The following is a 26,912-nucleotide window of genomic DNA, read 5'->3' on the forward strand; positions in this document are numbered from 1 at the left end:
GCGGGTTGGATATTTTCCCGTCGGTTGGAGGCAGAAGGCATGATCCGGTTTTCCCATGTGTGCCGCGGTACGTTGGGGTTTTCCCTTTTGTTCGCAAGTGCCACCGCCCTTGCCAGCGAGGCCCCGCCAGCCATCGACAGCGGTGACACTGCCTTCGTCGCGGTGTGTTCGCTGGTGGTGCTGCTGATGACCCTGCCAGGTCTGGCGCTGTTCTACGGTGGCATGGCGCGTACCAAGAACGTGCTGTCGATCCTGATGCAGGTGTTCTGCACCGCGGCACTGATGTCCGTGCTGTTCGCGCTCTACGGTTACAGCCTGACCTTTACCGACGGCGGTGCCTTGCAGTCGGTGCTCGGCGGCCTGGACAAGCTGTTCATGGTGGGCATCACCAAGGATTCGGTGGTTGGCACCATTCCGGAATACCTGTACTTCCTGTTCATGCTGCTGTTTGCCGCCATTACCCCGGCGATCATCGTCGGCGGCCTGGCCGAACGCATGAAGTTCGCCGCGGTGATGGTGTTCATGGTGGTGTGGCTGACCATCAACTACATTCCCATGGCGCATATGGCCTGGGGCGGTGGTTGGGTGTTCAACCTCGGCGTACAGGACTTCGCCGGGGGTAACGTGGTGCACCTGAACGTCGGCATCGCCGCGTTGGTAGGGGCCTGGTTGCTGGGGCGCCGCCGTGGTTTTGGAACGCCCTCGCTGGCACCGCACAACATGACCATGACCCTCACCGGTGGCTCGCTGCTGTGGGTGGGCTGGTTGGGCTTCTGCGGCGGTTGCGCCCTGGCCGCCAATGGCTTTGCCATGTTGGTGATGGTCAACACCATGCTCGCCAGTTGCGCCGGGGCGCTGGGCTGGATGTTGGTCGAGTGGCAGCACCGTGGCCGGCCGAGCATGTTCGGTGCGCTGTCCGGCGCCATCGCCGGGCTGGTGGCGATTACCCCGGCTTGCGGTTATGTCGGCCCCATGGGCGCCATTCTGCTTGGGCTGATCGCAGGTCCCGTGTGTGTCTGGTCGGTGGAGAAACTCAAGCCGATGATTGGCCTGGACGATGCCTTCGACGTGTTCGGCGTGCACGGCGTCGCTGGCATCCTGGGTGGGCTGCTGACCCCGGTGTTCGCACTGACGGCCATCGGTGGACAGGGCTTCGCCGACGGCCGTGGGTTGCTCGACCAAGTGTTGGTCAATGCCGGTGCGATCCTGTTCAGCGTGGCGTTCTCGGGCATTACCAGCTTGATCGCGTACAAGGTTGCCGGTGCGCTGTGCGGTGGATTGCGGGTGGATGAAGAGTCCGAAGTGGACGGGCTTGACCTCTCTGCCCACGGTGAAGTGGGCTACAAATATTCCAACTGAGGGCTGCGCCGATGAAACTGATTACCGCGATCATCAAGCCCTTCCGCCTGGACGCTGTGCGCGAGGCCCTCACCGAGGTAGGGGTGAGTGGCGTCACGGTCACCGAAGTGAAGGGTTATGGGCGGCAGAAAGGGCATACCGAGGTATACCGAGGTGCCGAGTACCTGGTGGAGTTGTTGCCCAAGGTCAAGCTTGAAATCGTGGTGAGGGATGGCGTTTGCCAGCTGGCCGTCGAAGCGATTCTGAAGGCGGCGCGCACCGGCAAGATCGGGGACGGCAAGGTCTTCATCCAGGATCTGGAGGGGGTTATCCGGATAAGGACCGCAGAGATGGGGGACGATGCGGTCTGAGCGTTGATGCGGGGCTGCGCAGCAGCCCCAAACCTCTCGAATCAGGCGCGCACGCGCGTCTTCTGTGGGTCATACGCGACGGTGCTGGAAGCCACGATCGCGCGAATACGCTTCTGCTGGCCGTCCAACTTGCCGACTTCCAGCTCGGTACCCGGCTCGCCATAGGCAACGTCCAGTCGACACAAAGCGATGTTCTTGCTCAGCACCGGCGAGCGTGTGGCACTGGTGATGATGCCCACCCGTGCACGGCCGTCATAAACGCAATCGCCATGGGCTGCCACCTCGTTGCCGTCCAGCTCCAAGCCCACCAGACGCTGTTGTGGGTTGGCTGCGCGGCGCAGCAAGGCGTCCCGACCGATGAAGTCAGCCTGCTTGGTCTTCAACGGTACGCAAAAGCCGATGCCCGCCTCGAAGGGATCAGTCTGGTCGCTGAACTCGTAGCCGGCGAAGATAAGCCCGGCTTCGATGCGTAGCATGTCCAGGGCATGCAGGCCCAACGGTACCAATCCCAGCGGTTCACCCAGTTGCCACAGGCGCTGCCAGACGCGCGGTGCGTCGCTCGGATGGCACCAGACCTCGTAACCCAGCTCGCCGGTATAGCCGGTACGCGACACCATCAGCGGCGGGCCGTTGTAGTCGTCGAGCCGTCCGGTCAGAAAGCGGAACCAGCCGAGCTCCTCCAGCTTCGGTTGAGTTCCGGGCGTCCAGATCATGTCCTTGAGCAGCTCGCGCGACAGCGGTCCTTGCACCGCGACGTTATGGATCTGCTCCGAAGCGCTCTTGATCCACACCTTCATGCCGAGCTTCTGCGCTTGCTCGCGCAACCAGGTGCCGGCCTGGTCCTCGCCGCCAATCCAGCGGAACGCATCCTGGCCCAGGCGCAGCAGGGTGCCGTCGTCGAGCATACCGCCGTGCGCGTAGCACATCGCTGAGTACACCACTTGACCGACCGCCAGCTTGCGCACGTCGCGGGTCAGGCAATGGTCCAGCAGGGATTCGGCGTCCGGACCGAGCACCTCGAATTTGCGCAGCGCCGAAAGGTCCATCACCGCCACCCGGTCGCGGCAGCCATGGTATTCCTCGATGGCACCGTAGCCATCGTAATGCGTGGGTGTCCAGACACCTCGGTAGTCGCTGAACTGGCGGGTCAGTGTCGCAGTGCAGGGATGGAATCCGCTTTCGCGGGTCAATACGGGGTCGGCGTCGGGCGCCTTGCGGTTGGCCATGGCGATACTGAAACGCTCCTTGTCGCTATACACGCGTAGATGGATATCGGTGGGCTGCCAGCCGTTGGCCGGGTCGATGTCGTCGGGGCAGGATGAGCTGGCGCACACCAGGTCGGTCATGGCGCGCAACAGTACATAGTCGCCGGGCCGCGACCAGGGTTCGTCGAGGGTCAGTTGCTGGTGAGCATCGACCCCGGTGTTGAAGAAAAAGTTGATTGCAGGCCAGCCACCACGCTGTTGCACGCCAAACCCGGCCAGGGCGCGGCTGATATTGTCACTGCAGTTGGCATGGCCGAAATAGCCGTGGGCTTCGTAGTAGCGTGACGTGCAGGCGAGGGCGAAGGTGTCGTGGCGGCCAACGGTGTCGCGGACCACCTCCAGCATCGGTTGCAGGTTGCGGTCGTAGAAACGGCTGAACAGGCCTGGGCCGGGATAGGCACTGCCGTTCAAGGTGCGGGTAACGGTGGGGTCGAGGTCTATTTCGCGCCCTTCGTCCAGCCCCCTCCGGTCGAAGGCTACGAAGTCAGAGCACTGGCGCCCGGCCACATCCAGGACCTGGATGTATTGGCCTCGGGCCACGCGATACGCCATCGCATTGCCGGGGGCGATGGTGAACTCGTCCACCACCTCGCCCAAAGGCGGCGGTAGCGGGGGCGTGAGAAGCGCGCGGGGGTTGGCGCGGTGAATCAGCAGGCGCAGTTCGCTCGCGCGTAACTGGCTGTCGACCGCTGCCGGTGCACCCGGCGCGGCGACGATCACCAGCAGCGCTTCGCTGGTGCGAAGGCTGCGACCAAAGCCGGCAGGTGTTTCGCGTTCCCACAGCGATGCCGCGCAGGGCAGGTGGCGGTAGTCGATGCCACGCCGCGCCAGACCCATGCTGACATGGGCGGCGCCGCGGCTGCCATCGTGGAGCAACTGGGAGATGAATCTGGCATCCAGGCAGGCGCTCAAGCCTAGGGCCGACAGCGCCGCGCGACCGTCGCCGGCGAAGGCCAGCAACTCGGCGCGCTGGTCGCCCTCGAGGTCGATCACGTCGAGCCGGTCACCCGGCTCCAACGCCACTACCGTCAGTCCACCGGGGGCGACGGTGTGGCGTTCGAGGCTGGGCGCACGGGCAAACAGGGCCGGTTCTCGTGGCCTGGAAATCAAAGGAGGGTTCATGGCGAGACTCCACTCAGGGCAATGGATAGGGCCTGCCCGGTGGGTGAGCGCCCGGGCAGATCCGGGGAGGTCAGCTTGCCGTTTTCAACGGGTCGAACGTGGTGTCGGTCAGGTAGGCCGCCAGCGAATCGTCCAGTGCCTGCAGCCAGGGTGTGTGGTGCGGGGTGGCGAGGGTTCCGGTGATGAGCGAGCGATGGCACTTGTCGCGGTAACCCATGATGTCTTCGTACTTGTCGTGCTTCCACGCCAGGAAAGTACGGTTGACCTCGGCGATATCAAAGCTCGGGTAGTCGGTGGCTTCGATCAGCTGGCGTATGTACTCGCCCTGGAATTCGAACATTTGCTGTGCGGTTTCCAGGCGCTCCTCTTGCGCGCGCCAGGCGAGGTTTTCGGCGTGCATGACCGCTTGTGCAGGCAGCGCGATGCGTTCGAGAATGACATCGCGCACATACCAGGCCTGGGCGTCGAACATGTTGAAGCTGTACCACTGGTCCTGCATGCCCAGGTAGATCAGCCGAGGGTTCTGCTCCCAGAACACACCCTTGTACAGGTTCAGCGGCCACAGGCGGTTGGCGGTCTTGAGACGCAGGTCTTCGGCAAGGAAGGGGAAGTGATGCTTGTAGCCGGTGCACAGGATGATCGCATCGACAGGCTTGCTGCTGCCGTCGCGAAAGAACGCCATGTGGCCGTCGACGTGGGTGAGCAGCGGTTTCTCCTCCCAGTTGTCCGGCCACTTGTAGCCCATCGGCGCACTGCGGTAGCAACTGGTGATGGTGCGCGCACCGTACTTGAAACACTGCGAGCCGATGTCTTCAGCCGAATAGCTGCCACCGACGATAAGAACGTCCTTGCCCTTGAACTCCAGCGCGTCGCGAAAATCGTGGGCATGCAGTACCCGTCCGGCGAAGCGTTCGAAACCTTCGAAGTAGGGCACGTTGGGGGTGGAGAAGTGACCACTGGCGACCACCACGTAGTCGAAGGTCTCGCTGTAGGTCCGGTCGTCCTGGTAGCTGTGGGCGGTGACTTCGAAGGTGCCGGTGGAAGGGTCCCAGGTCACATTGCGCACGGTGGTGTCGAAGCGGATGTAGCCACGGACACCCGCTTTCTCGACCCGGCCCTTGATGTAGTCCCACAGTACTTCGCGGGGTGGGTAGGAGCCCATGGGGCGGCCAAAGTGTTCATCGAAACTGTAGTCGGCGAACTCCAGGCACTCCTTCGGCCCGTTGGACCACAGGTAGCGGTACATGCTCCCGTGCACCGGCTCGCCGTGCTGGTCCAGCCCGGTGCGCCAGGTGTAGTTCCACATGCCGCCCCAGTCCGACTGCTTCTCGAAACAGACCAGTTCAGCGATAGCGGCCCCTTTATCCTGGGCCGACTGGAAGGCACGCAACTGGGCGAGGCCGCAAGGGCCGGCGCCGATGATGGCGACGCGTTGTGTCATGCTGGAATCTCCATTGCAGGTTGGGACCGGTCGACGCTTGAATGCTGCAGACGTGCCGCGGCCAGGGTGTTCTTCATCAGCAAAGCGATGGTCATGGGACCGACGCCGCCGGGGACTGGCGTGATGGCGGCGGCGCGGGTGCAGGCGGAGTCGAAGTCGACATCACCGACCAGGCGAGCGCGCCCGCCTTCGTCGAGTCGGTTTATGCCGACGTCGATCACTACCGCGCCATCCTTGAGCCAGTCGCCCTTCACCAGGCGAGGGCGACCGACAGCGGCAACGACGATGTCCGCCAGGCGGCACAGCTCAGGCAGGTGGGTGCTTCGGGAGTGCACCACGGTTACCGTGCAGTGCGCCTTGAGCAGCAGGGCGGCCATGGGTTTGCCGACGATGTTGGAACGGCCGATCACCACGGCGTGCTTTCCGCTCAAATCGCCGCAGGTGTCTTGCAGCAGGCGCAGGCAACCGGCAGGCGTGCAGGGCGTCAGCACTTCGCGCCCCTGGGTGAGGCCTCCGACATTCGCGGCGTGGAAACCGTCGACGTCTTTGACGGGGGCGATGGCCTGCAGTACGAGGTGTTCGTCGATGTGCGCGGGCAAAGGCAGCTGGACCAGGATGCCGTGTACACTGGCATCGGCATTCAGCGTGTCGATCAAGGCCAGCAAGCGGCCAGCCTGGCACTGCGAGGGCAACTCGAACTCCAGCGAGCGGATGCCACATTCCTCGGCGCGCCGCACTTTATTGCGCACATAGACCTGGCTGGCCGGATCTTCACCGACCATCACCACGGCCAGCGCGGGGGCGATGCCGTTGGCCTTGAACACCTTGACCTCATCTGTGACTTCGGCGATTACCCGCGCGGCCGCTGCTTTGCCGTCGATCAGTGTCACGGCGCTCATCGGAAAATCACCGTCTTGTCACCGTTGAGCAGCACGCGGTGTTCAAGGTGGTACTTCAGCGCCTTGGACAAGGCGACGGTCTCGGTGTCCCTTCCGATCGCCACCAGGTCCTCTGGCAGGTAGGCATGATCGACACGCTGTACTTCCTGCTCGATGATCGGCCCTTCGTCCAGGTCGCTGGTGACGTAGTGGGCGGTGGCGCCAATCAGCTTCACACCCCGTTCGTAGGCCTGGTGATAAGGTTTGGCTCCCTTGAAGCCCGGCAGGAACGAATGATGAATGTTGATCGCCCGGCCCGACAGCTGCTTGCACAGGTCGTCGGAAAGAATCTGCATGTAGCGGGCGAGTACCACCAGTTCGGTACCCGTCTCCTCGACCAGCTTGAGCAGCACGGCCTCTTGCTGGGCCTTGGTGTCGCGCGTCACCGGCAGGTAGATGAAGCGAATGCCTTCGCGCTCGGCCATTGGTCGCAGGTCGAGGTGATTGGATACGATGGCGGTCACCTGCATGTCCATCTCGCCTTTCTGATGCCGATAAAGCAGATCGGCCAGGCAGTGGTCATACTTGCTGACCATCAGCAGCACCCGCATGGGGCGGTCGCCCTCGAACAGCTCCCAGTCCATGGCAAAAGGCACGGCAACATCTTCGAAGCCTTGGCGCAGCGCCTCGATGTCGGCCTTCACACCGTCGTTGAAACGAAACACCGCGCGCATGAAGAAACGTCCAGTGACTTCGTCGTCGAACTGGGCCAGTTCGCTCAGGTAGCACGCGCGACCGGCGAGGTAGGTGGTGACCGCTGCGACGATGCCGGAAGTGGCGGGGCAGCTGATCTTCAGTAGGTAGTGGCTCATGTGGGGTCCCCGTACAGGTCAGCCTTTGGCGGTGCGTTTTTTCTTTTCCGGGTCGTCGAATGGCAGCGTGTGGGCGATGGCGTTCACCTGCAGGCTGCCGCGTACCTGCAGCGGCACGCCTTGCTCGGCGATAGGGGGGGCGACGCGGGCGATGGCCATCGAGCGATCGGTCAGGCGCGAATACATCGCGCAGGTGATCACGCCGACCTGGCGGCCCTGATGCCACAGCGTGTCGCCGGCCTCGGCAGCGACGGCGCCTTCGAGCAGCACGCCAAAGATCCGAAAGCGCTCCTTGCCCTTGAGCCGCAGGTGCTCGCCTGCACCGCGAAACGCTTGCTTACCGGGAGAAACGGTGAAGTCCAGGCCCAGCTCCCACAGGGTGTCGCCGGCTTTCTGATCGGCGAAGGGGTACATCTGCGAGTTGTCATAGGGGAAGAACAGCAGGTAGCTCTCCACCCGCAGCCAGTCCAGTGCAGTGAACGCGCAAGGGATGATGCCGTGGGCCTTGCCCTGCTCAAGAATGCCGTCCCAAAGCATGGGAGCGTCAGCGGCCTTGCAGAAGATTTCGTAGCCACGTTCGCCGGTGTAGCCCGTACGCGAGATCATCACCGGACGGCCGAACAGGTGGGTCTGCAGGTGGTGGAAGTAGGGAAGCTCGCGTATGCCTGGCACATGCTCGGCGAGAAAGTCCACCGCGCGCGGGCCTTGCAGCGACAGGTCATGCAGGTCGTCGTCGAACAATACCGCGACCTGACGCCCCTGGGCCGAGCGGATCAGCATCTCGTGGCCGCTACCGGCGCCATGCACCACCATGAAGGCATTGGGGCCGGTGCGGTAGATGATGCAATCGTCGATGAACATGCCATCGTCGTCGAGCATGCAGGCGTATACCGACTTGCCCGGATACAGCTTGCTGACATCGCGGGTCGTGGCGTAGTCCAGCAGGCTTTCGGCGTGAGGGCCGACGTAATGCACCTTTTTCAGGCCCGACACGTCCATCAGTCCTGCTTGGGTGCGGATCGCTTCGTGGTGGTCGGCCAGGTCGCTGGCGTAGGTCCAGGCGGTGCCCATGCCGTTCCAGTCTTCCAGGTTCGAACCGAGCGCCAGGTGACGTTCGCGCAATGCACTGATGCGCCATGAGTTAGCCATGGGCAGTTCCTCTCGTTGTGGTTCTTCAGGCAAGTGATTCAGGCAGTGGCATCGAAGCGGCGCAGCCATTGGACCAGGGGCTGGCGGTAGCGGGTGATGCCTTTGTAGTCGGCGATCGGGTCGGGCAGGTCGCGCATTACCCGGTGCAGACGCTGCGCCCAGGCCGGATTGCTGACCAATTCGTCGAAGCTGATCAGGTAGGTACGGATGCCGAACAGCAGGGCGTGCGAGCGTGGCAGGCGACTCATGGTCTGCAGCTCGACGCGCAGGTGCACCAAGCGTCCGACGTTCTCGACGGTGACCTTGCCGCGGTCGCTTCCCCACTGGTGGAAGGTCTCAGGCGAGGTGTCAAGGCGCGGGTTGATGGTCAGCGTCCAGTTCAGGCGGCGCACCGGGTGGCCGACCTGGAGGTTGAGCAGGTACTTCAACGCACGATCGAACACACCCATCTGGTGCGCCATGGGCACCGGCGAGTGCCATTGCTTGAAGCTCATGCCGGCGTCGAAGCGCAATGACCAGTCCGCCGGGCAGGTGACCATGCCGGCATCCATGTAAAGGTCGCTGTCACGCTGATCGAGCACGGCGAAGTCGCCTTGCATCTGGCGGGTGACATACTCCAGCGGCTCGCATGGCAGCGTGCTGGCATCGCCGTAGGTGAAATGCTGGTCGATGTTCAGCGCGAAGTTCTGCCAGTGCCAGGCGGCGCCGTCACGGTTCAGACGGAACACCTCGGGATAGTCCCGGGCCAGATGCTCCATGAGCATTTCCAGGGTGTCCCAGGCTGCCTGGGCCATGTGCGGCATGACCAGGCAGCGCTGCGGATCCTGCTCCAGTACCCGGGCGCGCTCGGCGATCTCCGATAGGTAGTGCTCATCGATGTCGAAACAGTGTTCGAACACCGAGCCCGGGTCGCGGGACACGGCCGGCTCCAGGTTTACCGAGTACATGTACTGGTCTTGCGCAAACGGGAAGGGAAAACGGGCGATGGCCGCCGGGCTGTTGCGGAAGCTGAAGTCGTCCCGGTAGGTTTCCAGAGGCTTGAAGGTAAGGGTCATGGGAGCGTCTCCGGTTCAGAGGTCAAGCAGGATCGGGCTGCCGCAACCGCGCGAGACGCACGGCATCAGATGGCGGGTGCGGTCTTCTGCGCTCAGGAACAGGTCGCGGTGCTCGACATCGCCCCTGAGCCAGGACGTCTGGCACTGCCCGCAGACGCCACCGCGGCAAAGATTTGGGACTTCTAACCCTGCTTCTTCGAGGGCTTCGAGCAGGCTCTGGTGGGCAGCGACCTGCAGCTGTCGGCCACTGCGCAGCAACTCGACACTGAACGGCTGGCCTGGCTCGGCAGCGGCGAAGGCTTCCCTGTGCACCCGGCGGGGGCTCCAGCCTTGCTTGCGGCTGTGTGCCTGCAGGTCGGCGAGCAGTGATTGCGGGCCACAGGCATAAATGTGCGTACCCAGTGGACGGCCTTGCAGGATTGCGGCGATGTCCAGGCGGCGCGCGCCGCTCGGGTACTCGTGCAGGCGCGGCCCCAGCCATTGGCGAAGCTCGCCCAGGTAGGCATCACTGCTTGCGCAGCGGTAGGCATAGTGCAGTTCGAACTCACTGCCGTTGCGGAGCAGTTCGTGGCTGTAGGCCAGAAATGGCGTGATACCGATACCGGCTGCGATCAACACATGCTGGCGGGCTTCCCGGTGCAGCGCGAACAAGTTGGCTGGCGCGCTGATGCGCAACCGGTCGCCAATCTGCAGTTGCTGATGTATGTAGAGCGAGCCACCCCGGGAGTTGGTCTGGTGCCGCACCGCAATGCGGTAATGGTCATGCCTGGCCGGGTCGCCAAGCAACGAGTAGGCGTTGCGCCGACCGTTAGGGAGATGCAGCTGCACATGGCTGCCTGCCGAGAAGCGGGGCAGCGGTTCCCTGACGGCTTCGAGGCGGTACTCGCGGATCACTGGCGTGAGGGGCCGGATGGCGGCGACCCGTACTTCGATCAAACCGCTCATGGGTGCACCTCCTTATACGGCTGGTCGGCATCGGCGCAGACGCCGAGATAAGCGCCCAGGCGTTGGGAAAAGTGGCGGCGAACTTCCAGCACGACACCGCAATGGGAGCAGGTCAGGTGAGGTGTTGCGCCGGTGGGCTGGCAGTGCGTGCAGTGCACGCAGAACACCAGACGACTGCCTTGCGCGCTGCTGCTGATGGTTATCTCGTCCTCTTGCAGGCCGGCAGCGCGCGCTTGGGCATGCAGTGGCCAGACGAACGCCTGGTCGCCGCGCAACTCTAGGTGCAAGCCAACCTGGGCCGATGCCAGCCGTTGGGCCAAGGCGCGTTGAAGTGCAGCCATGTCGGCGTAGTCAGGCAGAGCCAGGTGGCCTGCCTGGGCATCGCCGAGTTCGCTGGCCACGGCGGCTGACTCGTCGCGCCCTGGCGCCTGGCTCACCAGCAGGTAAGTGGTCGCGGCCTGGTTAGGGTCACCGCAGGGGTAGCGCGGCACGCTGAAAGGGTGATCGGTGGCGGCACTGCTCATGCTGTCCTCGCACGGGTCGTTGTTTCCTGTTGGGGAAGATATTTTCTCTTCGGGAATCAACGTTCAATCCGCTAGGGGAGGTATGCACAAAGGGGTACTCGTGCGCGCAAGGCATAAAAGTTGCTGTTCGAATGCGCGCCAAGCCATCGAGTGCCGCGGAGGAACAGAGGGATGCATCACGCCAGCGTGTTACCGACCGTCTTACCCCAGGCTCCCGTATGGGATGCGCTGACCGAGCGCGAGGGCCAGACCCTGGCATTGCTGACATCGGGGCTGAGCAACAAGCAGATCGCCCGCGAGCTGGGCATCAGCGACGGCACGGTCAAGATCTACGTGCGTAACCTGCTGCGCAAATTTCGCCTCAACTCTCGCTTGGAGCTGGCTACCCGCATTCACCGCAGCGGGGCGTCGTGGCGCCTGGCGGACGACCTTTCGCCGCCCAGTGAGGGTGCGCCTGCGCCTTTCGATGCACCGATTCCGTCCATGGTCGGCTTACTCGATGAGTTGCCCGGGCTGATCTATCGTGGGGACAACGACCGTACCTGGTTCATGGACTATGTCAGCGCTGGCTGCTTGAGCCTGACCGGATACCCCGCCGAATACTTGACCAGCAGCCCGCAACGCAGCTATGGCACGCTGATTCTCGACGAGTATTCCGACTACATCTGGTACTGCGTGCAATGCGCGCTGCTCAAGCGCGAGCCGTATCAACTCGACTATCGCATTCGCTGTGCCGATGGGCAGGTCAAGCGGGTGTGGGAGACCGGGGTCGGTATCTATTCGAGCAACGGCGAGGTGCTGGGTGTGGAAGGGGCAATTTTCGAGCGTCGGGACTGACGACGGCACTTGCCGCGCTCCCCCTGCAAGATGTTGGCGTCTCATTCCAAGGCACGGCCGCCAGTAGGCACCGTCAAGTTGCTCATCACCGGGACATCCCGATGATGAGCACTGGCTCGATCAATGACCTGCGCTCTGACCGCCGTCGACGTGCAGAATCTCGCCGGTCACAAATGCTGCGCTGTCCAGGTAAAGAATCGCTTGAACGATGTCATCGATCTCACCCATGTGGCCGACGGGATGGAGTTGACCCAGGGCTTCGTGCGTTTCAGCGCCGTGCATCGGGGTTTTGATGATGCCAGGCGACACGGCATTGGCGCGGATGCCTCGCTTGGCGTACTCAATGGCGATCGATTTGGTCGCAGCGTTGATACCACCTTTGGTAAGCGACGCCATTACCGACGGAACGCCGTCGATAGCATGATCCACCAAGCTGGTGGTGACGCTGACTACATGCCCGCTACCCTGCTTTTCCATTTGCGCGATGGCAAGTTGCGAGGTATAGAAGAAGCCGCTCATGTTTGTTGCGACGACATGCGCATAGTCTTCTTGGGTGTAGTGGGTAAAGGGCTTGGCGACGAAAATCCCTGCATTGTTGACCAGTGTATCGATGCGCCCAAAGCGGGCCACGGCCTCACTAACCACTCGCTGCGCAGTGGCCGGGTCCGCGATATCGCCTGCAACGGTCAGGATATCCGGATCCGTCGATGGCTGAATGGACCGCGAGGTGGCGACAACGTTGTGACCCAGGGCTCGGAACCCTTTGACCACCCCCGCACCGATGCCCTGAGATGCGCCAGTTACAATGATCACTTTTTTAGAGTTGCTCATGATAATTCCTCCGTTATCGATTAACGTTCTTTAGGTGGGCGACGTGATGCGTGCCGACTGTCTTATGGCCTGCTCGTAAAACTCGACAGATTGCGAGCCGGCAACGACGTGCTGTTGATTCAGGATCATTGCAGGCACCGCACTGATGCCGCGTTCCCTGTAGAAACTTTCAACTTGGCGAACTTCGTGCGTGTATTGCCCGCGCTCCAGGATTTGCAGCGCATCCTTGGCATTCAGTCCGACGTTTTGGGCCAAGGTCGTCAAGGTTGCGTGGCTGCTGGGGTTTTGTCCGTTGACGAAGTACGCCTCGATCAAGGCCTGGTGCAACTCAGTTTGAAGCCCTTTGCTGGCCGCCCAGTACAGCAGGCGATGAGCATCGTGCGTGTTGAAAAAATGAGTTCGCTTTTCAAGGTTGAACTCAACGCCGATTTCTCGTCCTCGTTCGATCATCAACTGGTTGCGCGCCGCCACCTGCTCCGCGGTTCTACCGTATTTGCGAACCATGTGTTCGAGGGCATGTTCTCCCTCGGCAGGCATCTCGGGATTGAGCTCGAACGGTTTGTAGGTCAACTGAACGTTTATCTCGTCGGCTACGCTGGCGATGGCTTGATTCAATGCCGCCGAACCGAGTGCGCACCACGGACAGACGACATCGGAAACGAAATCGATTTCTACTGTCCGTTTCATGACTTCGATTCCGACAACTGCCGCCTGTATTCAGTGGTTGTAATACCTGAGTAACCCCAGTTATCAGTGTCGACTTCTTCTATCACGATATGCGTTAACAGCGGGTCTTTATGGAGAACACGCTCCATGGTTTCAGTGATTTCTTTTATTACCTGAGCCTTTTGCTCCCGGGTAACGCCATCACGGGTGATACGAACGCTGATAAATGGCATGGTCAGTTCCTCTATCCAGTGTGCTGTGGGTAATGAGCAGCGGATGGAGAAACTTTAAGAACTCACGGCCAACTGATAAATGGGCCGTGAGTTACATCATTTGTGACGTCGTGTATCGAATGATGCATACCGCGCCTGGGTTGCCCTTCGTTATGGGCCAGAAAAGAAAGTGGCGGTAATGGCCGGGGGCGCCTATCGAGCCCCCGCGGCGGTCCTACCGTTGCAACACCAGGATGCGTGACAACAATTCATCCCGATCCACATAGCACCCCTGGAAATGCCGGTCACCGCTTGCCGGATCGAAGGCATCTCGGGCATGCAGCACGCGTCGGTTGTCGAAGCACCACAGTTGCCCCGCTTCCAGCCGGCGGGTAAAGCAAAAACGTGGTTCCCGGGTCATCTGGATGAAGCGTCGGTAGGCGAGGTAGTAGTCCGGCATTCGCTGGGCATCCATCTGGAAGGGGGCGCGCAAGAAGTTCGCCAGGCGGATCTCGCGCACTTCGCCGCTGCTGTCCAGCGCGATCACGGGGGCGGTGCAGCGGTAGTCGCTGTGACGGTCCTTGTTGCGAAACTCCACCGGCGTTTCGCAGAGTAGCCGGTAGGCGGCCGGGGCCTCGATGCGCAGCGCCTCGGCGATCGCGAAGCCATCGACGAAGGTGCTGTTTCCTCCGGTGGCGTCATTGACCAGGCAATGCAGGAACTGTAAACCCGGTTGCAATTCACGGGTCGGCAGGTCGGTGTGCAGGGGCAGGTTGAAAGCCGTGTAGGCATTGCTGTCCGCATCGGCCTTGGAGCGCACGTCGAACAATACGCCGAAGTTGCTCTCGCGAATGAACGAGATGCGCTTGGCCAAGGGAATCAGCGCGCCGGGCTCGGTGGGAACACCGTGCAACTGCGTCAGGCCCACGTCGCGCACCGCCAGCAGCCATTCGAGCAGCGTGTCGTCATCCTGCATCACCGCCCCATGATCGTAGACAGGCAACGACAGACCTTGCATCCAGCGGTGCTTGTGCGGCCTGGCTGCCTCGCGCTCGGCCAGGCTCTGGGCATCGTAGGCATGGGCGCGCAACCAGCCGGGGTGATAGGCGCTGGCATGGCCGTCGTCCCATTGCACGACCAGCCGGCCATCGTCGCCGATGGTGACGGCTTGCACCTGGATGTCTTCCGGTACGTCGGCCACCAGAAACACCTGTTCGCGGGTGACCTCGTAGACACAATCACCGCAAGGGCAGTTGTCGCGCAACCAAAGATTGTGGAACGGGCTGATCCGGCCGTCGGCCCAGGTTACCGAGACCCCGCCGGCGAAGGATGCGGCACTGGCCAAGGGGCTGATGAGCGGGAAGGTGCGGTAGTCCGCGATCGCGTTCATTTCGTTGAGACTCCTTTGCGGTGGGTAGGCGCCACGCCCGAGTGGGCAGGGGCGAGAATGATGTGGATGGCGCGCGCGGTGCCAGCGAGCACCAATAGCAGGCCCGCTGTTTCCAAAGCGCTTGGTGCACGGCCGACGAACGCCAACCCCATCAGGCTGGCGAACACCGACTCCAGGGCGATCAACTGGCCAGACAGCACCATGGGCAGATGGCGGGTGGCGATGTTCCAGGCTGCGGCGCCGACCAGCGACGAGGACACGCCGATCAGCGCTGCCCAGCCATACAGGTGCAGCGCGCCCTCGGTGCTCCATTGAGCCCCCTGCCAGCGCAGCAGGTCGTAGGCACTGGCAAGGGGCGCGAGAAGGGCTGCGACCAGGCCTGCGCCAACCATCATCAGGCAAGTCCAAGCTGCGGTAGCCCGCGGCGCGAGATCGACGACCGCGTTTTGGTTGATGACGCTGAACGACAGCCAGGCGAGGATCGCCAAGCCAGCGAATATCCCGGCGAGCACACCGTCAGCAGGGGCGTAGGGGCTGGTGAACAGGTCCAGGTTGATCAGCGAAAGGCCGATGCCCAGCAGCCCGATCGGCAGCGCCAGACGTGTCCATGCCACCCGTTGCGCGTGCACATTGCCCAGCAGCGCCTGGAGCACCGGCACGCAGCCGATGAAGGCGGCGATCAGGGTCGGGCCGCCGAAGATCACGCTCCCCGCGATGCTGGCGCTGTAGACCAGATAGCCGATGACGCCCAGGGCCATGCCGGTCAGCCATTGCCGGGGCCCCAACTGGCGCAGCCGCTCGCGATACAGCAGCAGGCCAATCAGGCCCAGAGCACCAGTGAACAGGTAACGCACCAGCAACACGTCGAGAATCCCATATTCACCCGTGACGTAGGGGGTGATGAAGTTGCTGGCCCAGAACAGCGTGGCGATGACGGCAAAGACCACGCCCCGGGCGCTGGATGAGGGGGAGGCGAGCATGTTGGCTCCTGGCCGGGGGCGGTGGTGGGCTGTGTCCATGCTGCGGGCGCGCAGGCTGTGCTACAAATGATCTTTCGGTCCAGAGGGTTAACCTGAAGTCATGAATAGGCTCGGCAAGTCACTCCCCCCGCTGGCCTCGCTGCTGCCGTTCGAGGCAACCGCCCGGCTCGGCAGCGTATCGCGTGCGGCCCAGGAGCTGCATATCACCCAGGCAGCGGTCAGCCGGCAGATTCGCGCGCTTGAGGCAGACCTTGGTGTCGCGCTGTTCGAGCGGCGTAACCGCGGCGTGTACCTGACCGAGTCGGGGCGCAGTCTTGCCTATATCCTGGGTAATGCATTGGCTGGGCTTGCCAACGAGGCCGACCGGCTGCGCGGCGTTGCCGGAACCAACCAAGTGGTGCTGCTGTGTCAGATGTGCGAAGCATTCCACTGGCTGATGCCTCGGCTATCGAGCTTTCACCAACAATTCCCGGAGATCGAACTCAAGGTCGCGACGTTGCTGCGGCCATTGGCCGAGTACGAGGGCTATTTCGACGTGGCGATGCAGAGCAGCTGTCGGGACCGAGGGGCGCATCCGCTGCTGTTCAGCGCCAGCGATGAAGTGTTCCCTGTCTGCAGCCCCAGCTATCTGGCGCGCATGGGCAGCGATGCGCTGACGCTTGACCAGGTGCAGCGCTGCACCCTGCTGCTGCACCAGACAGTGCCGCAATACGAATTGGAATGGGACACCTGGATGGCGGCCCATGGCCTTGAGTTGCCAAGCGGCGGCAAGTCGTTGAGCTTCGATAACTACTCGTTGATGCTCCAGGCCGCTGTTGCCGGACACGGGCTGGCCATGGGCTGGCGACGCACCGCAGAGGGGATGCTCGCGCGGGGGGAACTGGTTGCGCCATTCGCCGAGACCGTCGTGCTGCAGGACGCTTTGTCGGTATGCGTGCGACACGGCCAGGAGCGCCGCCCAGAGGCACAAGCGCTTGCCGCCTGGCTGAAGGCGCAGCTCAGCTGATAGGCGTGGCGCCCGCGACTTTCGTGGTCGATGCTGGGATGGGACCGATGATGCGAAGGGGGCAGCCCTGAGCTGCACGCCATCGACGTGCGTGCTAGCGTCGCTGCCCTTCAGCCCCAGGCGCGAGTGCTCCGAGCAGCCCGGCCGCCACGGCCAGCGCGCCACCCACCGCCGCCAGGCCCGCCCATCCGGCCTGGTGCGCACCGTAGCTGCCTAGCGCCGCACCGGTCGCCCCGCCGAGGAAGTAGGTGCTCATGAACACCGTGTTCAGTCGGCTGCGCGCTTCGGCGCGCAACGCATAGACCCGCGCCTGGTTGGCCACCAAACCCGCACGATTGCCCAGGTCGAGCAGTGCCATTCCGGCCAGCAGCGCGGTCAGGCTGTGGTCGGCAAAGGCGACCAGACTGAACCCGATGACCAGCGCTGACACGCCTGTCATCACCGTACGCTGCGTGCCGATGCGGTCCGCCAGCGCGCCGATGTGTGGCGAAGCGAATATACCGAGCAGCGCCACCAGGCTCAGCAGGCCAACGGTGGCTGGGCCGAAGCTGTAGGGCTGCTGGCTCAGTAGCGAGGCCAGCGATGCCCACAGCGCGCTGAACGCGGCGAACATCAGGAACCCGCTGGCCGCGCACAGGCGCAGCACTGGCTCTTCGCGCAGCAGCGTGGCCAGAGAACGCAGCAGATGTGTGTAGCCAATCGAACCCAGGTTCGGGTTGAGCGGTAGCTGGCGGGCGACGATCCATAGCAAGCCCAGGTCGGCCACTGCCGCCATCAAGAACACCGCCTGCCAGCCCGCCTTGGCGCCGAGCAGGCCACCCACCGTGCGCGCCAGCAGCAGGCCACTGGACAGCCCACCCAGCAAGCTGCCGACCACCCGTGCGCGGCTTGCCGCCGATGCCGCGCCGGCGACGGTGGGAATGATCAACTGCGCGCTGATCGCGGTCATGCCCACGGCGAAGCTCGCCGCACACAACATGGCGAAGCTGGGGGCCCAGGCACAGGCAAGCAAGGCCACCAGGTTGGCGATGATCGCCACCGAGGCGAGCTGGCGCGGTTGACGCGCGTCGGCCAGCGGCACGATCAATAACAGGCCCAGGGCGTAGCCGAGTTGCGTCAGCGTGGCGATGGCGCTGGCGTGTGTCGCCGTCAGCCCGAAGCTTGCTGCCACCTGTGCCAGCAGGGGCTGGTGGTAGTAGAGCGCGGACACGGCCAGCGCGCAGCTTGCCGCCATCACCGCCACCAAGCGGCCGGAAGGTTCACTCACGGGCATGTACTCAACGTTCGGCCAGCGACTGCGCCAGTTCGGCGGTGGTGGCGATGCTGTGAGCGAAGGTCGGGCCATTGAGCGTGTGGGCGGCGTGCATCATTTCCGGCGTGAAGGCGGCGGTGGCATCACGCACCAATGTGACGTGGTAACCCAGTTCCATGGCGAAGCGTGCCGTCGATTCGATACAGGTGTTGGCGAGCAACCCGACCACGATCACGTGAGTGATGCCTTGCTGCTTGAGCTGGAAGTCCAGATCGGTGTTGGCGAAGCCGCTCTGGCCCCAATGCTCATGGACAATGATATCGCCTGTTTGGGGGATGAAGTCCGGGTGCCATTCGCCGCCCCAGGTGCCCTTGGCGAAGGTTTTGCGCTGCTGCACCAGGCGCTGGGTCGGGTTCGGATGGCTCCAGTTATCGTAGTCGCCGGGCTGCCAGCGGCGGTGGGGCACATAGAACACCTGCACGCCGTTGGCGCGCGCGCTGGCAACGGTGCTGCGCAGGTTGTCGAGCAGGTGCACGTGCTCGGCGACGTCCTTGAGTAGCGGGAACAGCTTGCCGCCTTCGGAAAGGAAGTCGTTGTAAGGATCGACCAGCAATAGGCCGGTGCGTGACAGGGGGTAGGCGGTGTCGGTCATGGGGGAGGCTCCGGGATAGGTGTGCCGAATATCAGCTATGAAAATCATAGTGTCAATGGTTTCGGTGGTTCTAGCCGTTTCTTTAGGTGGGCCAAAGGCTGGTTGCCGTGTTACTTTGAAAATCAAAGTGACTATGGAGAGAAACGTTGTGACACAACGGCCAGCCGATGCCTCATCCACGCTATGCCCAGTGAGCCGATCAGTGGAGCAGGTAGGCGACAAATGGACGCTCTTGGTATTGCGGGAGCTGTACATGGGCGCGACGCGCTTCGAGGATATCCAGATCCAGACCCAGGCAACCCCGCAAATGCTGACTACCCGGCTCAAGGCGCTGGAGGCCGACGGTCTGGTCGAACGCCGTCCATACAGTGACAAGCCCCGGCGACACGGCTACCACCTGACCGCCAAGGGCCAGGCGTTCTACCCGGTGATCTATGCCTTGCGTGCCTGGGGAGAGCGCTGGTGCAAAGGCGAGGGGGAGGCGGTGGCGGTACGTATGGTGCACAGGGCATGCGGGCATGACGTGGGCCTTGCCAGCATTTGTCCGCACTGCGGCGCGCCGGTGACGCGTGATGATCTCGAAGCCCACGTGAGTGAGGAGTTCGCCCACGAGCGGGCAGCCCGGCGCGAGGCATTCAAGCGAAAAGGCTAGATCGTGCAGCAAGAATCGACCCGGCGGGCTTGCGAGGGAAACCTTGAAATTGCCTTGGAACAAAGGGAAAATTCGTACGTAAATACATAGTACATACTATGGTACGAAATATCAGGAGCGGCGATGGCCCGGGTCGGAATAAATAAAGAGGTGGTGCAACAGGCACGGCAAGCGTTGCTAGCCCGTGGCGAACATCCCAGTATCGATGCGGTACGTATCGAGCTCGGGAATACCGGGTCCAAGACCACCATCCATCGTTATCTCAAGGAGCTAGAGAGCCTTCAGCCGGCCACACCAAAGGGCACGGCGGCGCTAAGCGAGCCACTGGGACGTTTGGTGGAGCAACTGGCCAGGCAATTGCAGCAGGAGGCCGACCTGCGCATCGAGGCGGCCGAAGTTGCATTCAGCCAGCAGCGTGAGCAACTTGAAGCCCGTTTTCAGCTCGCCCAGCAGGCATTGGCTGCGACCCATCAACAGCTGCAGGTTCAAACCCAGGCATTGGAGGCAGCGTCGGAAACGCTCGGCACCACGCAACGTACCCTGCAGACCGAACAGCTGCGCAACGCAAGCCTCAGCCAGTCGCTTGGCGAATTGAAGGTGCGCCTCGCCGACAAGGACGAACAGATTCTTTCATTGGAGGAAAAGCATCGTCACGCCCGCGATGCGCTAGAGCAAGAGCAGCGCCGCCATGAAGCGCAGCTGAAACAGCTGCAGGCGCAAGTGCGCCAGTTGCAGCAAGGCTTGATGTTCAAGCAAGACGAACTGACCCGGCTGCACCGGGACAATGAGCGCATGCTCGGCGAGCAGCGACAGTCAACCCGTGAACGCGAGGTTCTGGACAGCGTGCTGGAGCAGCGCGACGCCCAGATCCAGGGGCTGCGGACGATCCTGGCGCAAGCGCAGGGGGCGAGCGATGAAATGCGGCGTCAGCTGCAAAGCCAGACTCAGCAGCTGGAAGCCAAGCGCGGTACTTGCGCTGACCAGGTACGGGAACTACAGCGACTGAACGATGAGCTTAAGCAGCGCGATCAAGCGCTCGAGGCGTGCCAGCTACAGCTCAATGGCAGGGCGCAGCCCCACAGTAAGCGCCCAGGCGCTTGACGCGCCTTGACCGGTTCAGTCAGCCGCCAGTGCCTGTGGCTGTATTTGCCAGCGCACGGCACTGACGCCCTTTTCCAGGCTGACCCGACTGACCAGGCGCTCAAGCTGCCCAGCCGCTTGCGGGTTACCCAGCAGTTCGGCGCGAACCTCCAGGCGCTTCGGGTCGGCCAGGTCTTCGCTGTGCAGCGACTGCAAGCGCAGGCCAGGGTCAGCAAGGCTATGCAGCATCAGGCTGCGTACCTGGATTTCGTCCTCGGCTCGGCAAACGATGCGCACTTCGAAATGCTGTTCGACTTCACTGGCAGGCACGACCTGTTGCTGATCCAGGCGCTGGGCGATATCACGCAGCAAAATGTTCGCGCACAACACCACCAGGCTGCCCAAGCTTGCCTCCAGCAGCAGGCCCAGGCTGCACAGCACACCGATAGCGGCAGTACACCAAAGGGTGGCGGCGGTATTGAGGCCACGCACGTTAAAACCATCACGCATGATGACGCCGCCCCCCAGGAATCCAATGCCCGAGACCACATAGGCCGCGATACGCGAGGCATCGTTGGGGGCCATGCCGGGTACCGCCTGGGTCATCAGCACGAACAAACAGGCGCCGGTACTGACCAGCGCATTGGTGCGCAGGCCGGTCATGCGTTGACGTAGTTGACGCTCGGCGCCGATCAGTGCACCGAGCAGAAGGGCAGTGCTGACGCGCAGCAGAAAGACTTTCCAATCCATAGCAAACCTCTTCGATGGGCAAATGCCCATGCGAGCGCCACCATACGGCGCGGTTGAAAAACCAGAAATGCGCAGGACCACCGGTGGTGGTACAAGAGGGAGGAATTGGCCTTGAAGAAGGAGCATTCCACTGCCTTGCCAATGGCGAGACAGTGGCAGGAATCTGCCGGACTAGCTCGCCGGGTGGGCCTGTCGCAAACGACTGGGGCTACTGTCCAATGCAGGACTCCTGTTCAGGAATGCAAAAGTGCGACGCGGACCATACGCCGCGAAACCAGGGCGGTCAAGGCTAAAAACATGACAATGGCTTCATCAGGAAAACGGCTACAAACAACGCGTAAACCTGACAGTTTCGTGGAAAAAAACGGTGGCAGCCGGTACCCTTGGCCATCCGTTTTCCATCGCCCGGACCTTGACATGCTGTTCAATCTTGCCGTGCTGTTCGGCACCCTGGTGGCCATGGAGGGCGTCGGTACGCTGGCTCACAAGTACATCATGCATGGCTGGGGCTGGTGGCTGCATCGCTCGCACCATGAACCGCACCTGGGCATGCTTGAAACCAACGACCTGTACCTGCTGGCCTTGGGATTGATCGCTGCCACGCTGGTGGCGTTGGGCAAGTCAGGCTACGCGCCGCTGCAGTGGGTGGGCGGTGGCGTGGGCGGTTACGGATTGCTGTACGTGCTGGCCCACGATGGTTTCTTCCACCGGCACTGGCCCCGTAAACCGCAACCGGTCAATCGTTACCTGAAGCGTTTGCACCGCGCGCACCGCCTGCACCATGCGATCAAGGGGCGCGAAGGCTGCGTTTCGTTCGGTTTCTTCTACGCACCACCCCTGAGCAAACTGAAAAGGCAGTTGCAGCAGCGCCGTAAACGGCCGTGAATCAATTGGCCGTTTCGCCCTTGGGCGCAGGTGCCGCCGCACCATGCCCGCGGCTGACCCACCAACCGAAGCCTGCTGCGGTGAAGAACATCAGCAAGCTGTAGAGCGCTGCCGGTACGGCCATGGTCGCGTTGTTGAGCAGTGACGGGCTTAGCGCCAGCGCAATGGCCAGCGTTCCATTGTGAATACCGATTTCCATGCCGATGGCGATAGCCTGGCGCTTGGGAATGTTCAACAGCCGAGGCACCCAATAACCGACAGCCAGGCTCAGCAAGTTGAACAGTAAGGCCGCCAGGCCGACGACGGGGGCATACTCCACGACGGTCTGCCAATCCTTGGCCAGTGCCAGGACGATGGTGAAGGCCAGGAACAACGCAGCGATCAGCTTCATCGGTCTTTCCATGCGAGTGGCAAAGCGCGGTGCCCAGTGGCGAATCAACATGCCGAGGCCGACCGGTAGCAGCACGATCGCGAATACCTGCAAGACCTTGGCGAACTGCAGCGGGATGGCTTGCTCAGAAGCCATGAACCAGGCCAACGACAGGTTCACTAGCAGCGGCATGGTCAGAATGGCGATCAGCGAGTTCACTGCCGTCAATGTGATGTTCAGCGCGACATCGCCATGAGCGAGGTGACTGAACAGGTTGGCCGTGGTCCCACCCGGGGACGCGGCCAACAACATCAAGCCCACTGCCAGCGCCGACTCGAGGCCAAAGCCGTTAGCGATCAGGAAACAGACCAGTGGCAGCAGCAGAATCTGGCACGTCAGGCCAACCACCACGGGCTTGGGGTACTTCACCACGCGGGCGAAGTCTGCCAAGGTCAGCGACAGCCCAAGGCCGAGCATGATGATGCCCAAGGCCAGGGGGAGGACAGCGGTCAACAGGGGAGAGGCGGTCATCGGCGGGTTCTCGGGCGCATGATCCGAGGAGTGTAGGTCGGCTTAACTGACTCGCTAATCGCACAATGCCAGTGCTTGGTAACCTTTTGTTACTGCACCCGCTTCAGCCCAGGGCGTCCGGCAGCAAGAGGACCCCGATACGCTCGGCCAGGTCGAGCAGTTCGGTGAATGCGGCCGGGTCTACCCGCACATCTCGGCTGGCCTCGAACTTTGCTGGCACCAACGCCTGGACGATGCGCTTGATGGCCTCTTCGGGAGCGCCGGCGATTCGCGTCGAGAAGTACTGGCCGAATATGCAGCGGCCGCTTGCCGCGTTGCGGTGAGGCCGCGGGCGCAGTAGCATTCGGGCTTTTGCCAAGGATTAGCCTGACATGCCGTATCAGCAAGGTCTGCTTGCCACGCCGGTGCCAGCCCACGCCCGTCACCTGTTTTTCGCCATCGAATCGCTCGAGGCGTTGCCCTCCGTTCTCGATGCCCTGCAACCACAGGTCGATGGACGCAGCCTGATCCTGGGTATTGGCGCACCGCTGGCCAAAGCGCTGGCTCGCGACATCGAAGGGCTGCGGCCGTTTCCGCTGCTGGACGCGGTGGTCGAGAACCCAAGTACCCAGCATGCCTTGTGGCTGTGGCTGCGGGGTGAAGAGCGCGGCGATCTGTTCCTGCGCGCCCAGCAGCTTGAACAATCGCTGAGCCCGGCCCTGCGCCTGGTGGACAGTGTCGACGGTTTCCTGCACCGCGCAGGCCATGACCTCACAGGTTATGAAGACGGTACCGAGAACCCGCGGGACGAAGCGGCGGTCGAGGCGGCCATCGTCGCTGGCGACCACGTTGGCCTGAGCGGCTCCAGTTTCGCCGCTTTCCAGCTGTGGAAGCATGACCTGAACTACTTCAAGTCGCTGCCCCAGCCTGAACAGGACGACATCATCGGTCGCCGCCTGAGCGACAATGAAGAGCTCGAAGACGCTCCGGAATCGGCCCACGTCAAGCGCACCGCCCAGGAAAGCTTCGAGCCAGAGGCCTTCATGGTCCGCCGTTCAGTGTCCTGGACCGACTCGCGTGGTGCGGGTCTGGCTTTCGTGGCCTTGGGCCGCTCGTTCGATGCTTTCGAGGTGCAGCTGCGCCGCATGAGCGGTCTCGAGGACGGTGTCATCGATGCATTGTATCGTTTCAGTCGCCCGCTCACTGGCGGTTACTACTGGTGCCCGCCGATGACCGAAGGTGCGGTGAATCTGCAGCGTTTGCTCGGCTGATCGCTAAACATCCAGATACAGAAACACCCGGCGGCCACGGATAGAGCAACTAGCCTTGGAAGTTTCCGACAGATGACGGGAGCTTTGCCATGTACGCACGTCGCGATGTCCTGCGCGCTGGGGCGACGCTTGGTCTGATGGCCGCCAGCCCCTGGCTGCGGGCGGCCAACACCGACGGGCTGATTACCCGCACCATCGCCTCTACCCAGGAAGCCTTGCCAGTGATTGGGGCGGGCACGTCAGGCAGTTTCGAGGTCCAGGCCGGCTCCGCGCAGTACCAGCAGCTCAAGGTCGTTTTGAAGGCCTTTTTCGAGGGTGGCGGCAAAGTCATCGACACCTCACCCAACTACGGCGGAGCGGATGCCATCCTTGGCCAGTTGCTGGAGGAGGGCGGATGGCGCCAGCAGTGTTTCATTGCCACCAAGATCGCTGCCAACAGCCGCGCCGATGCCCAGGAGCAATGGGCGGGTACCCTGCGCAGCCTGCGCACCGACAAGGTCGAGCTGTTGCAGGTGCACAACCTTCGCCAATGGCAGATCCAGCTGCCCTATGCCCGCGAACTCAAGCAGCAGGGCAAGACCCGTTACGTGGGCATTACCCATTACCTTAACAGCGGCCATGACGACGTGGCCGAGATCGTGCGCCGCGAGCCGCTGGACTTCATCCAGATCAATTACTCGGTCAACGCCCCGGACGCGGCGCGAACCTTGTTGCCGTTATGCCAGGAAAAAGGCGTTGCGGTGCTGATCAACCGGGCATTCGACGATGGGCGTCTGTTCGCCCGGGTCAAGGATATGCCCCTTCCGGGATGGGCTGGCGAGGCAGGCATCGGCAGTTGGGCGCAGTTGTTTCTCAAGTTCGCCATCAGCCATCCGGCGGTCACCACGGTGATCCCAGCCACCGGCCGCCCGGATCGCCAGCTCGACCAACTCAGGGCCGGGCACGGGCCGCTATTGACCCAGGCGCAGCAACAGGCGCTGATCGAACAGTTCGCCTGACCCATGAACACCTGGCGGCGTCGACTGGGCAAGGGGCTGAACTGGCAACCAGGGGAAGGCGCAGCGGTGGTGGCGGGCCTGGTGCTTTTCTATCTGCTGTTCACCGGCTATTTCATGCTGCGTCCGGTGCGCGAAACCATGGGCGTGGCGGGCGGGGTGGATAACCTGCAGTGGCTGTTCACCGGGACCTTCTTCGCTACCCTAGTGAGCCTGCCTTTGTTTGGCGTGCTCGCCAGCCGGGTACGCCGACGCCATATCTTGCCTTGGACCTACGGTTTCTTCGCCAGCAACCTTCTGTTGTTCGCTGTGCTCTTTGCCCGCAATCCGGATGATATCTGGGCAGCACGGGCCTTTTACATCTGGTTGTCGGTGTTCAATCTGTTGGCCATCTCCCTGGCCTGGAGCGTGCTCGCCGACATCTTCGACAACGAACAGGGCACGCGGCTGTTCGGGCTGCTGGCCGCCGGGGCCAGCCTGGGCGGGCTCAGTGGGCCGATCCTCGGCACCTTGTTGGTGGCACCCCTCGGCCACGCAGGCTTGCTGCTGCTGGCCACCGCTTGTCTGCTGGGCAGTATCGTTGCCACTGGGTATTTGCAACGTTGGCGGGCGCGCCACCCATTGCCCGCCATTTCCGAACACCCACCCTCCAAACCTCTGGGCGGAAATCCACTGTCTGGCGCCACCGCCGTGTTGCACTCCTCGTACCTGCTGGGCATTGCCGGTTTCGTGGTGTTGCTGGCCAGCGTCAGCACCTTCCTGTACTTCGAGCAGGCGCGGATCGTCAGCGAGACATTCACCGACCGCACTCGCCAGACCCAGGTTTTCGGGCTGATCGACACCATCGTCCAGGCCCTGGCGATTCTCACCCAGCTGTTTCTCACCGGACGTCTGGCCCGATATCTGGGGGTTGGTGTCCTACTGGTGGGGGTGCCGCTGGCAATGGCGGTCGGTTTCGTCTGCCTTGCGCTGTATCCAGTCTTTGCGGTGTTCGTGGTGGTGATGGTGGTGCGTAGGGCCGGAGAGTACGCATTGGTGCGACCGGGTCGGGAGATGCTGTTCACGGTGCTGACGCCCGAGGACAAGTACAAGGCCAAGAACTTCGTCGACACCGTGATCTACCGCGGCGGCGATGCGCTGAGCGGTTGGCTCAAGCGCGGGCTGGACGTGATGGCCGACCATCCCCAATTGGCCATGGTCATTGGCGCTCTGCTGGCACTGGGCTGGGGGCTGACCGGCAGTTGGCTGGGGCGACGTCATGGCCAGTCGCTTGGTGCGCCAAATACAGACTCCCCGCATATTTAACGCCACCGGTCAGAACCCTTCTTTTGAAAACGAATCCCTGCGGGAGACCGCACTCCGAACCTATGTACGGCGTACTGCCGTGCATATCCGAAGCCAAATGAGGTTAAAGACCATGGCTAACAAAGAAAATGGCCGCCAGGGTAGTCAAGGCGGCAGCAAGAACCCTGGCAACTTCGCCAACGACCGCCAGAAGGCCTCCGAAGCGGGGCGCAAGGGCGGCCAGTCCTCCGGCAGCAACATGGACCACGACCGCGAGTCGGGCCGCAAGGGCGGTCGCACTTGAGTGAAGGCGCTGCAGTGCCGGGCAT

At 62.7% G+C, this 26,912-nt stretch carries 29 protein-coding genes; 11 read left to right on the top strand and 18 right to left on the bottom strand.

The window, feature by feature from the left end:
- Window positions 1-39: 39 nt before the first annotated feature.
- Entirely contained in the window at window positions 40-1,359 is a 1,320-nt protein-coding gene (locus VXM67_RS13805; RefSeq protein WP_023380541.1) for an ammonium transporter, read from the top strand.
- A gap of 11 nt (window positions 1,360-1,370) precedes the next feature.
- Window positions 1,371-1,709: a P-II family nitrogen regulator gene (locus VXM67_RS13810; protein WP_027906968.1), complete on the top strand. Its 339-nt coding sequence runs from the start codon at window positions 1,371-1,373 to the stop codon at window positions 1,707-1,709.
- 41 nt (window positions 1,710-1,750) lie between these two features.
- Here the strand turns inward: VXM67_RS13810 and VXM67_RS13815 are convergent, their stop codons facing one another.
- The 8 genes from VXM67_RS13815 to VXM67_RS13850 form a co-directional block, all read right to left on the bottom strand.
- Window positions 1,751-4,096, bottom strand: a complete 2,346-nt coding sequence (locus VXM67_RS13815) for a DUF1989 domain-containing protein (protein ID WP_367237084.1) — start codon at window positions 4,094-4,096, stop codon at window positions 1,751-1,753.
- Window positions 4,097-4,166: 70 nt separating this feature from the next.
- Window positions 4,167-5,537 (bottom strand): NAD(P)-binding domain-containing protein, encoded by a 1,371-nt coding sequence (locus VXM67_RS13820; protein ID WP_023380545.1) that lies wholly within the window; start codon window positions 5,535-5,537, stop codon window positions 4,167-4,169.
- Window positions 5,534-6,436 (bottom strand): bifunctional methylenetetrahydrofolate dehydrogenase/methenyltetrahydrofolate cyclohydrolase FolD, encoded by a 903-nt coding sequence (folD, locus tag VXM67_RS13825; protein ID WP_027906966.1) that lies wholly within the window; start codon window positions 6,434-6,436, stop codon window positions 5,534-5,536. Before folD ends, VXM67_RS13820 begins: the two co-directional genes overlap by 4 nt.
- A complete protein-coding gene (gene purU, locus VXM67_RS13830) occupies window positions 6,433-7,287 on the bottom strand; it encodes a formyltetrahydrofolate deformylase (RefSeq protein WP_367237085.1) in 855 nt (284 codons plus the stop codon). Before purU ends, folD begins: the two co-directional genes overlap by 4 nt.
- Window positions 7,288-7,305: 18 nt before the next feature.
- The gene (locus tag VXM67_RS13835) at window positions 7,306-8,436 is read right to left on the bottom strand and encodes an aminomethyltransferase family protein (protein WP_023380548.1); all 1,131 of its coding nucleotides are present in this window, start codon (window positions 8,434-8,436) and stop codon (window positions 7,306-7,308) included.
- A gap of 38 nt (window positions 8,437-8,474) precedes the next feature.
- Window positions 8,475-9,491, bottom strand: a complete 1,017-nt coding sequence (locus tag VXM67_RS13840; protein ID WP_367237086.1) for a DUF3445 domain-containing protein — start codon at window positions 9,489-9,491, stop codon at window positions 8,475-8,477.
- A gap of 15 nt (window positions 9,492-9,506) precedes the next feature.
- A complete protein-coding gene (locus VXM67_RS13845) occupies window positions 9,507-10,436 on the bottom strand; it encodes a 2Fe-2S iron-sulfur cluster-binding protein (RefSeq protein WP_367237087.1) in 930 nt (309 codons plus the stop codon).
- The gene (locus VXM67_RS13850; protein ID WP_027906962.1) at window positions 10,433-10,960 is read right to left on the bottom strand and encodes a dimethylamine monooxygenase subunit DmmA family protein; all 528 of its coding nucleotides are present in this window, start codon (window positions 10,958-10,960) and stop codon (window positions 10,433-10,435) included. The genes VXM67_RS13845 and VXM67_RS13850 overlap by 4 nt, the downstream gene beginning before the upstream one ends.
- Before the next feature lie 171 nt (window positions 10,961-11,131).
- On the opposite strand from VXM67_RS13850, the gene VXM67_RS13855 reads away from it, so the two are divergent.
- Entirely contained in the window at window positions 11,132-11,797 is a 666-nt protein-coding gene (locus VXM67_RS13855; protein WP_104881779.1) for a LuxR C-terminal-related transcriptional regulator, read from the top strand.
- 120 nt (window positions 11,798-11,917) lie between these two features.
- Here VXM67_RS13855 and VXM67_RS13860 read toward each other — a convergent pair whose 3' ends face one another.
- The 5 genes from VXM67_RS13860 to VXM67_RS13880 all read right to left on the bottom strand — a co-directional run bounded on the left by VXM67_RS13860 (window position 11,918) and on the right by VXM67_RS13880 (window position 15,876).
- Window positions 11,918-12,628, bottom strand: a complete 711-nt coding sequence (locus VXM67_RS13860; RefSeq protein WP_367237088.1) for an SDR family NAD(P)-dependent oxidoreductase — start codon at window positions 12,626-12,628, stop codon at window positions 11,918-11,920.
- A gap of 30 nt (window positions 12,629-12,658) precedes the next feature.
- Entirely contained in the window at window positions 12,659-13,315 is a 657-nt protein-coding gene (locus VXM67_RS13865) for a DsbA family oxidoreductase (protein WP_367237089.1), read from the bottom strand.
- Window positions 13,312-13,527 (bottom strand): 4-oxalocrotonate tautomerase family protein, encoded by a 216-nt coding sequence (locus VXM67_RS13870; RefSeq protein WP_023380555.1) that lies wholly within the window; start codon window positions 13,525-13,527, stop codon window positions 13,312-13,314. The genes VXM67_RS13865 and VXM67_RS13870 overlap by 4 nt, the downstream gene beginning before the upstream one ends.
- Window positions 13,528-13,741: 214 nt before the next feature.
- Window positions 13,742-14,896: a gamma-butyrobetaine dioxygenase gene (locus VXM67_RS13875; protein ID WP_104883940.1), complete on the bottom strand. Its 1,155-nt coding sequence runs from the start codon at window positions 14,894-14,896 to the stop codon at window positions 13,742-13,744.
- A complete protein-coding gene (locus VXM67_RS13880) occupies window positions 14,893-15,876 on the bottom strand; it encodes a DMT family transporter (RefSeq protein WP_023380557.1) in 984 nt (327 codons plus the stop codon). Before VXM67_RS13880 ends, VXM67_RS13875 begins: the two co-directional genes overlap by 4 nt.
- 100 nt (window positions 15,877-15,976) lie before the next feature.
- Here VXM67_RS13880 and VXM67_RS13885 point away from each other — a divergent pair, with 100 nt between their 5' ends.
- A complete protein-coding gene (locus tag VXM67_RS13885) occupies window positions 15,977-16,882 on the top strand; it encodes a LysR substrate-binding domain-containing protein (protein ID WP_023380558.1) in 906 nt (301 codons plus the stop codon).
- 94 nt (window positions 16,883-16,976) lie between these two features.
- Here VXM67_RS13885 and VXM67_RS13890 read toward each other — a convergent pair whose 3' ends face one another.
- Together VXM67_RS13890 and VXM67_RS13895 are read right to left on the bottom strand one after the other, a co-directional pair.
- Entirely contained in the window at window positions 16,977-18,155 is a 1,179-nt protein-coding gene (locus tag VXM67_RS13890) for an MFS transporter (protein ID WP_104881776.1), read from the bottom strand.
- A 4-nt stretch (window positions 18,156-18,159) separates the two neighbouring features.
- Entirely contained in the window at window positions 18,160-18,786 is a 627-nt protein-coding gene (locus tag VXM67_RS13895) for an isochorismatase family cysteine hydrolase (protein WP_023380560.1), read from the bottom strand.
- Between the two features lie 133 nt (window positions 18,787-18,919).
- Between VXM67_RS13895 and VXM67_RS13900 the strand changes: the two genes are divergently transcribed.
- On the top strand, window positions 18,920-19,438 hold the full coding sequence (locus VXM67_RS13900) for a helix-turn-helix domain-containing protein (RefSeq protein WP_041925494.1): 519 nt from the start codon (window positions 18,920-18,922) through the stop codon (window positions 19,436-19,438).
- 123 nt (window positions 19,439-19,561) lie between these two features.
- Window positions 19,562-20,539 carry a DNA-binding protein gene (locus VXM67_RS13905; RefSeq protein WP_367237090.1) on the top strand — a complete coding sequence of 326 codons (978 nt, stop codon included), beginning with the start codon at window positions 19,562-19,564 and terminating at the stop codon, window positions 20,537-20,539.
- Window positions 20,540-20,554: 15 nt separating this feature from the next.
- Here the strand turns inward: VXM67_RS13905 and VXM67_RS13910 are convergent, their stop codons facing one another.
- Window positions 20,555-21,268, bottom strand: a complete 714-nt coding sequence (locus VXM67_RS13910) for an MgtC/SapB family protein (protein WP_023380563.1) — start codon at window positions 21,266-21,268, stop codon at window positions 20,555-20,557.
- 417 nt (window positions 21,269-21,685) lie between these two features.
- On the opposite strand from VXM67_RS13910, the gene VXM67_RS13915 reads away from it, so the two are divergent.
- Window positions 21,686-22,153, top strand: coding sequence for a sterol desaturase family protein (locus tag VXM67_RS13915; protein WP_023380564.1), 468 nt, complete (start codon window positions 21,686-21,688; stop codon window positions 22,151-22,153).
- A gap of 1 nt (window position 22,154) precedes the next feature.
- On the opposite strand, the gene VXM67_RS13920 is transcribed toward VXM67_RS13915, so the two are convergent.
- Window positions 22,155-23,054, bottom strand: coding sequence for a bile acid:sodium symporter family protein (locus VXM67_RS13920; protein WP_023380565.1), 900 nt, complete (start codon window positions 23,052-23,054; stop codon window positions 22,155-22,157).
- Window positions 23,055-23,157: 103 nt separating this feature from the next.
- Window positions 23,158-23,397, bottom strand: coding sequence for a hypothetical protein (locus tag VXM67_RS13925; RefSeq protein WP_238346476.1), 240 nt, complete (start codon window positions 23,395-23,397; stop codon window positions 23,158-23,160).
- 28 nt (window positions 23,398-23,425) lie between these two features.
- On the opposite strand from VXM67_RS13925, the gene VXM67_RS13930 reads away from it, so the two are divergent.
- The 4 genes from VXM67_RS13930 (at window position 23,426) to VXM67_RS13945 (ending at window position 26,887) form a co-directional block, all read left to right on the top strand.
- On the top strand, window positions 23,426-24,304 hold the full coding sequence (locus VXM67_RS13930; protein WP_186598864.1) for a Dyp-type peroxidase: 879 nt from the start codon (window positions 23,426-23,428) through the stop codon (window positions 24,302-24,304).
- An 89-nt stretch (window positions 24,305-24,393) separates the two neighbouring features.
- A complete protein-coding gene (locus VXM67_RS13935; RefSeq protein ID WP_367237091.1) occupies window positions 24,394-25,302 on the top strand; it encodes an aldo/keto reductase in 909 nt (302 codons plus the stop codon).
- Window positions 25,303-25,305: 3 nt separating this feature from the next.
- On the top strand, window positions 25,306-26,604 hold the full coding sequence (locus tag VXM67_RS13940; protein ID WP_104883935.1) for an NTP/NDP exchange transporter: 1,299 nt from the start codon (window positions 25,306-25,308) through the stop codon (window positions 26,602-26,604).
- Window positions 26,605-26,716: 112 nt separating this feature from the next.
- The gene (locus VXM67_RS13945) at window positions 26,717-26,887 is read left to right on the top strand and encodes a KGG domain-containing protein (protein WP_023380570.1); all 171 of its coding nucleotides are present in this window, start codon (window positions 26,717-26,719) and stop codon (window positions 26,885-26,887) included.
- Window positions 26,888-26,912: the final 25 nt, after the last annotated feature.

Origin of the sequence: Pseudomonas sp. Rh2 (genome assembly GCF_040762985.1) — a bacterium.
GTDB lineage: Bacteria > Pseudomonadota > Gammaproteobacteria > Pseudomonadales > Pseudomonadaceae > Aquipseudomonas > Aquipseudomonas taiwanensis.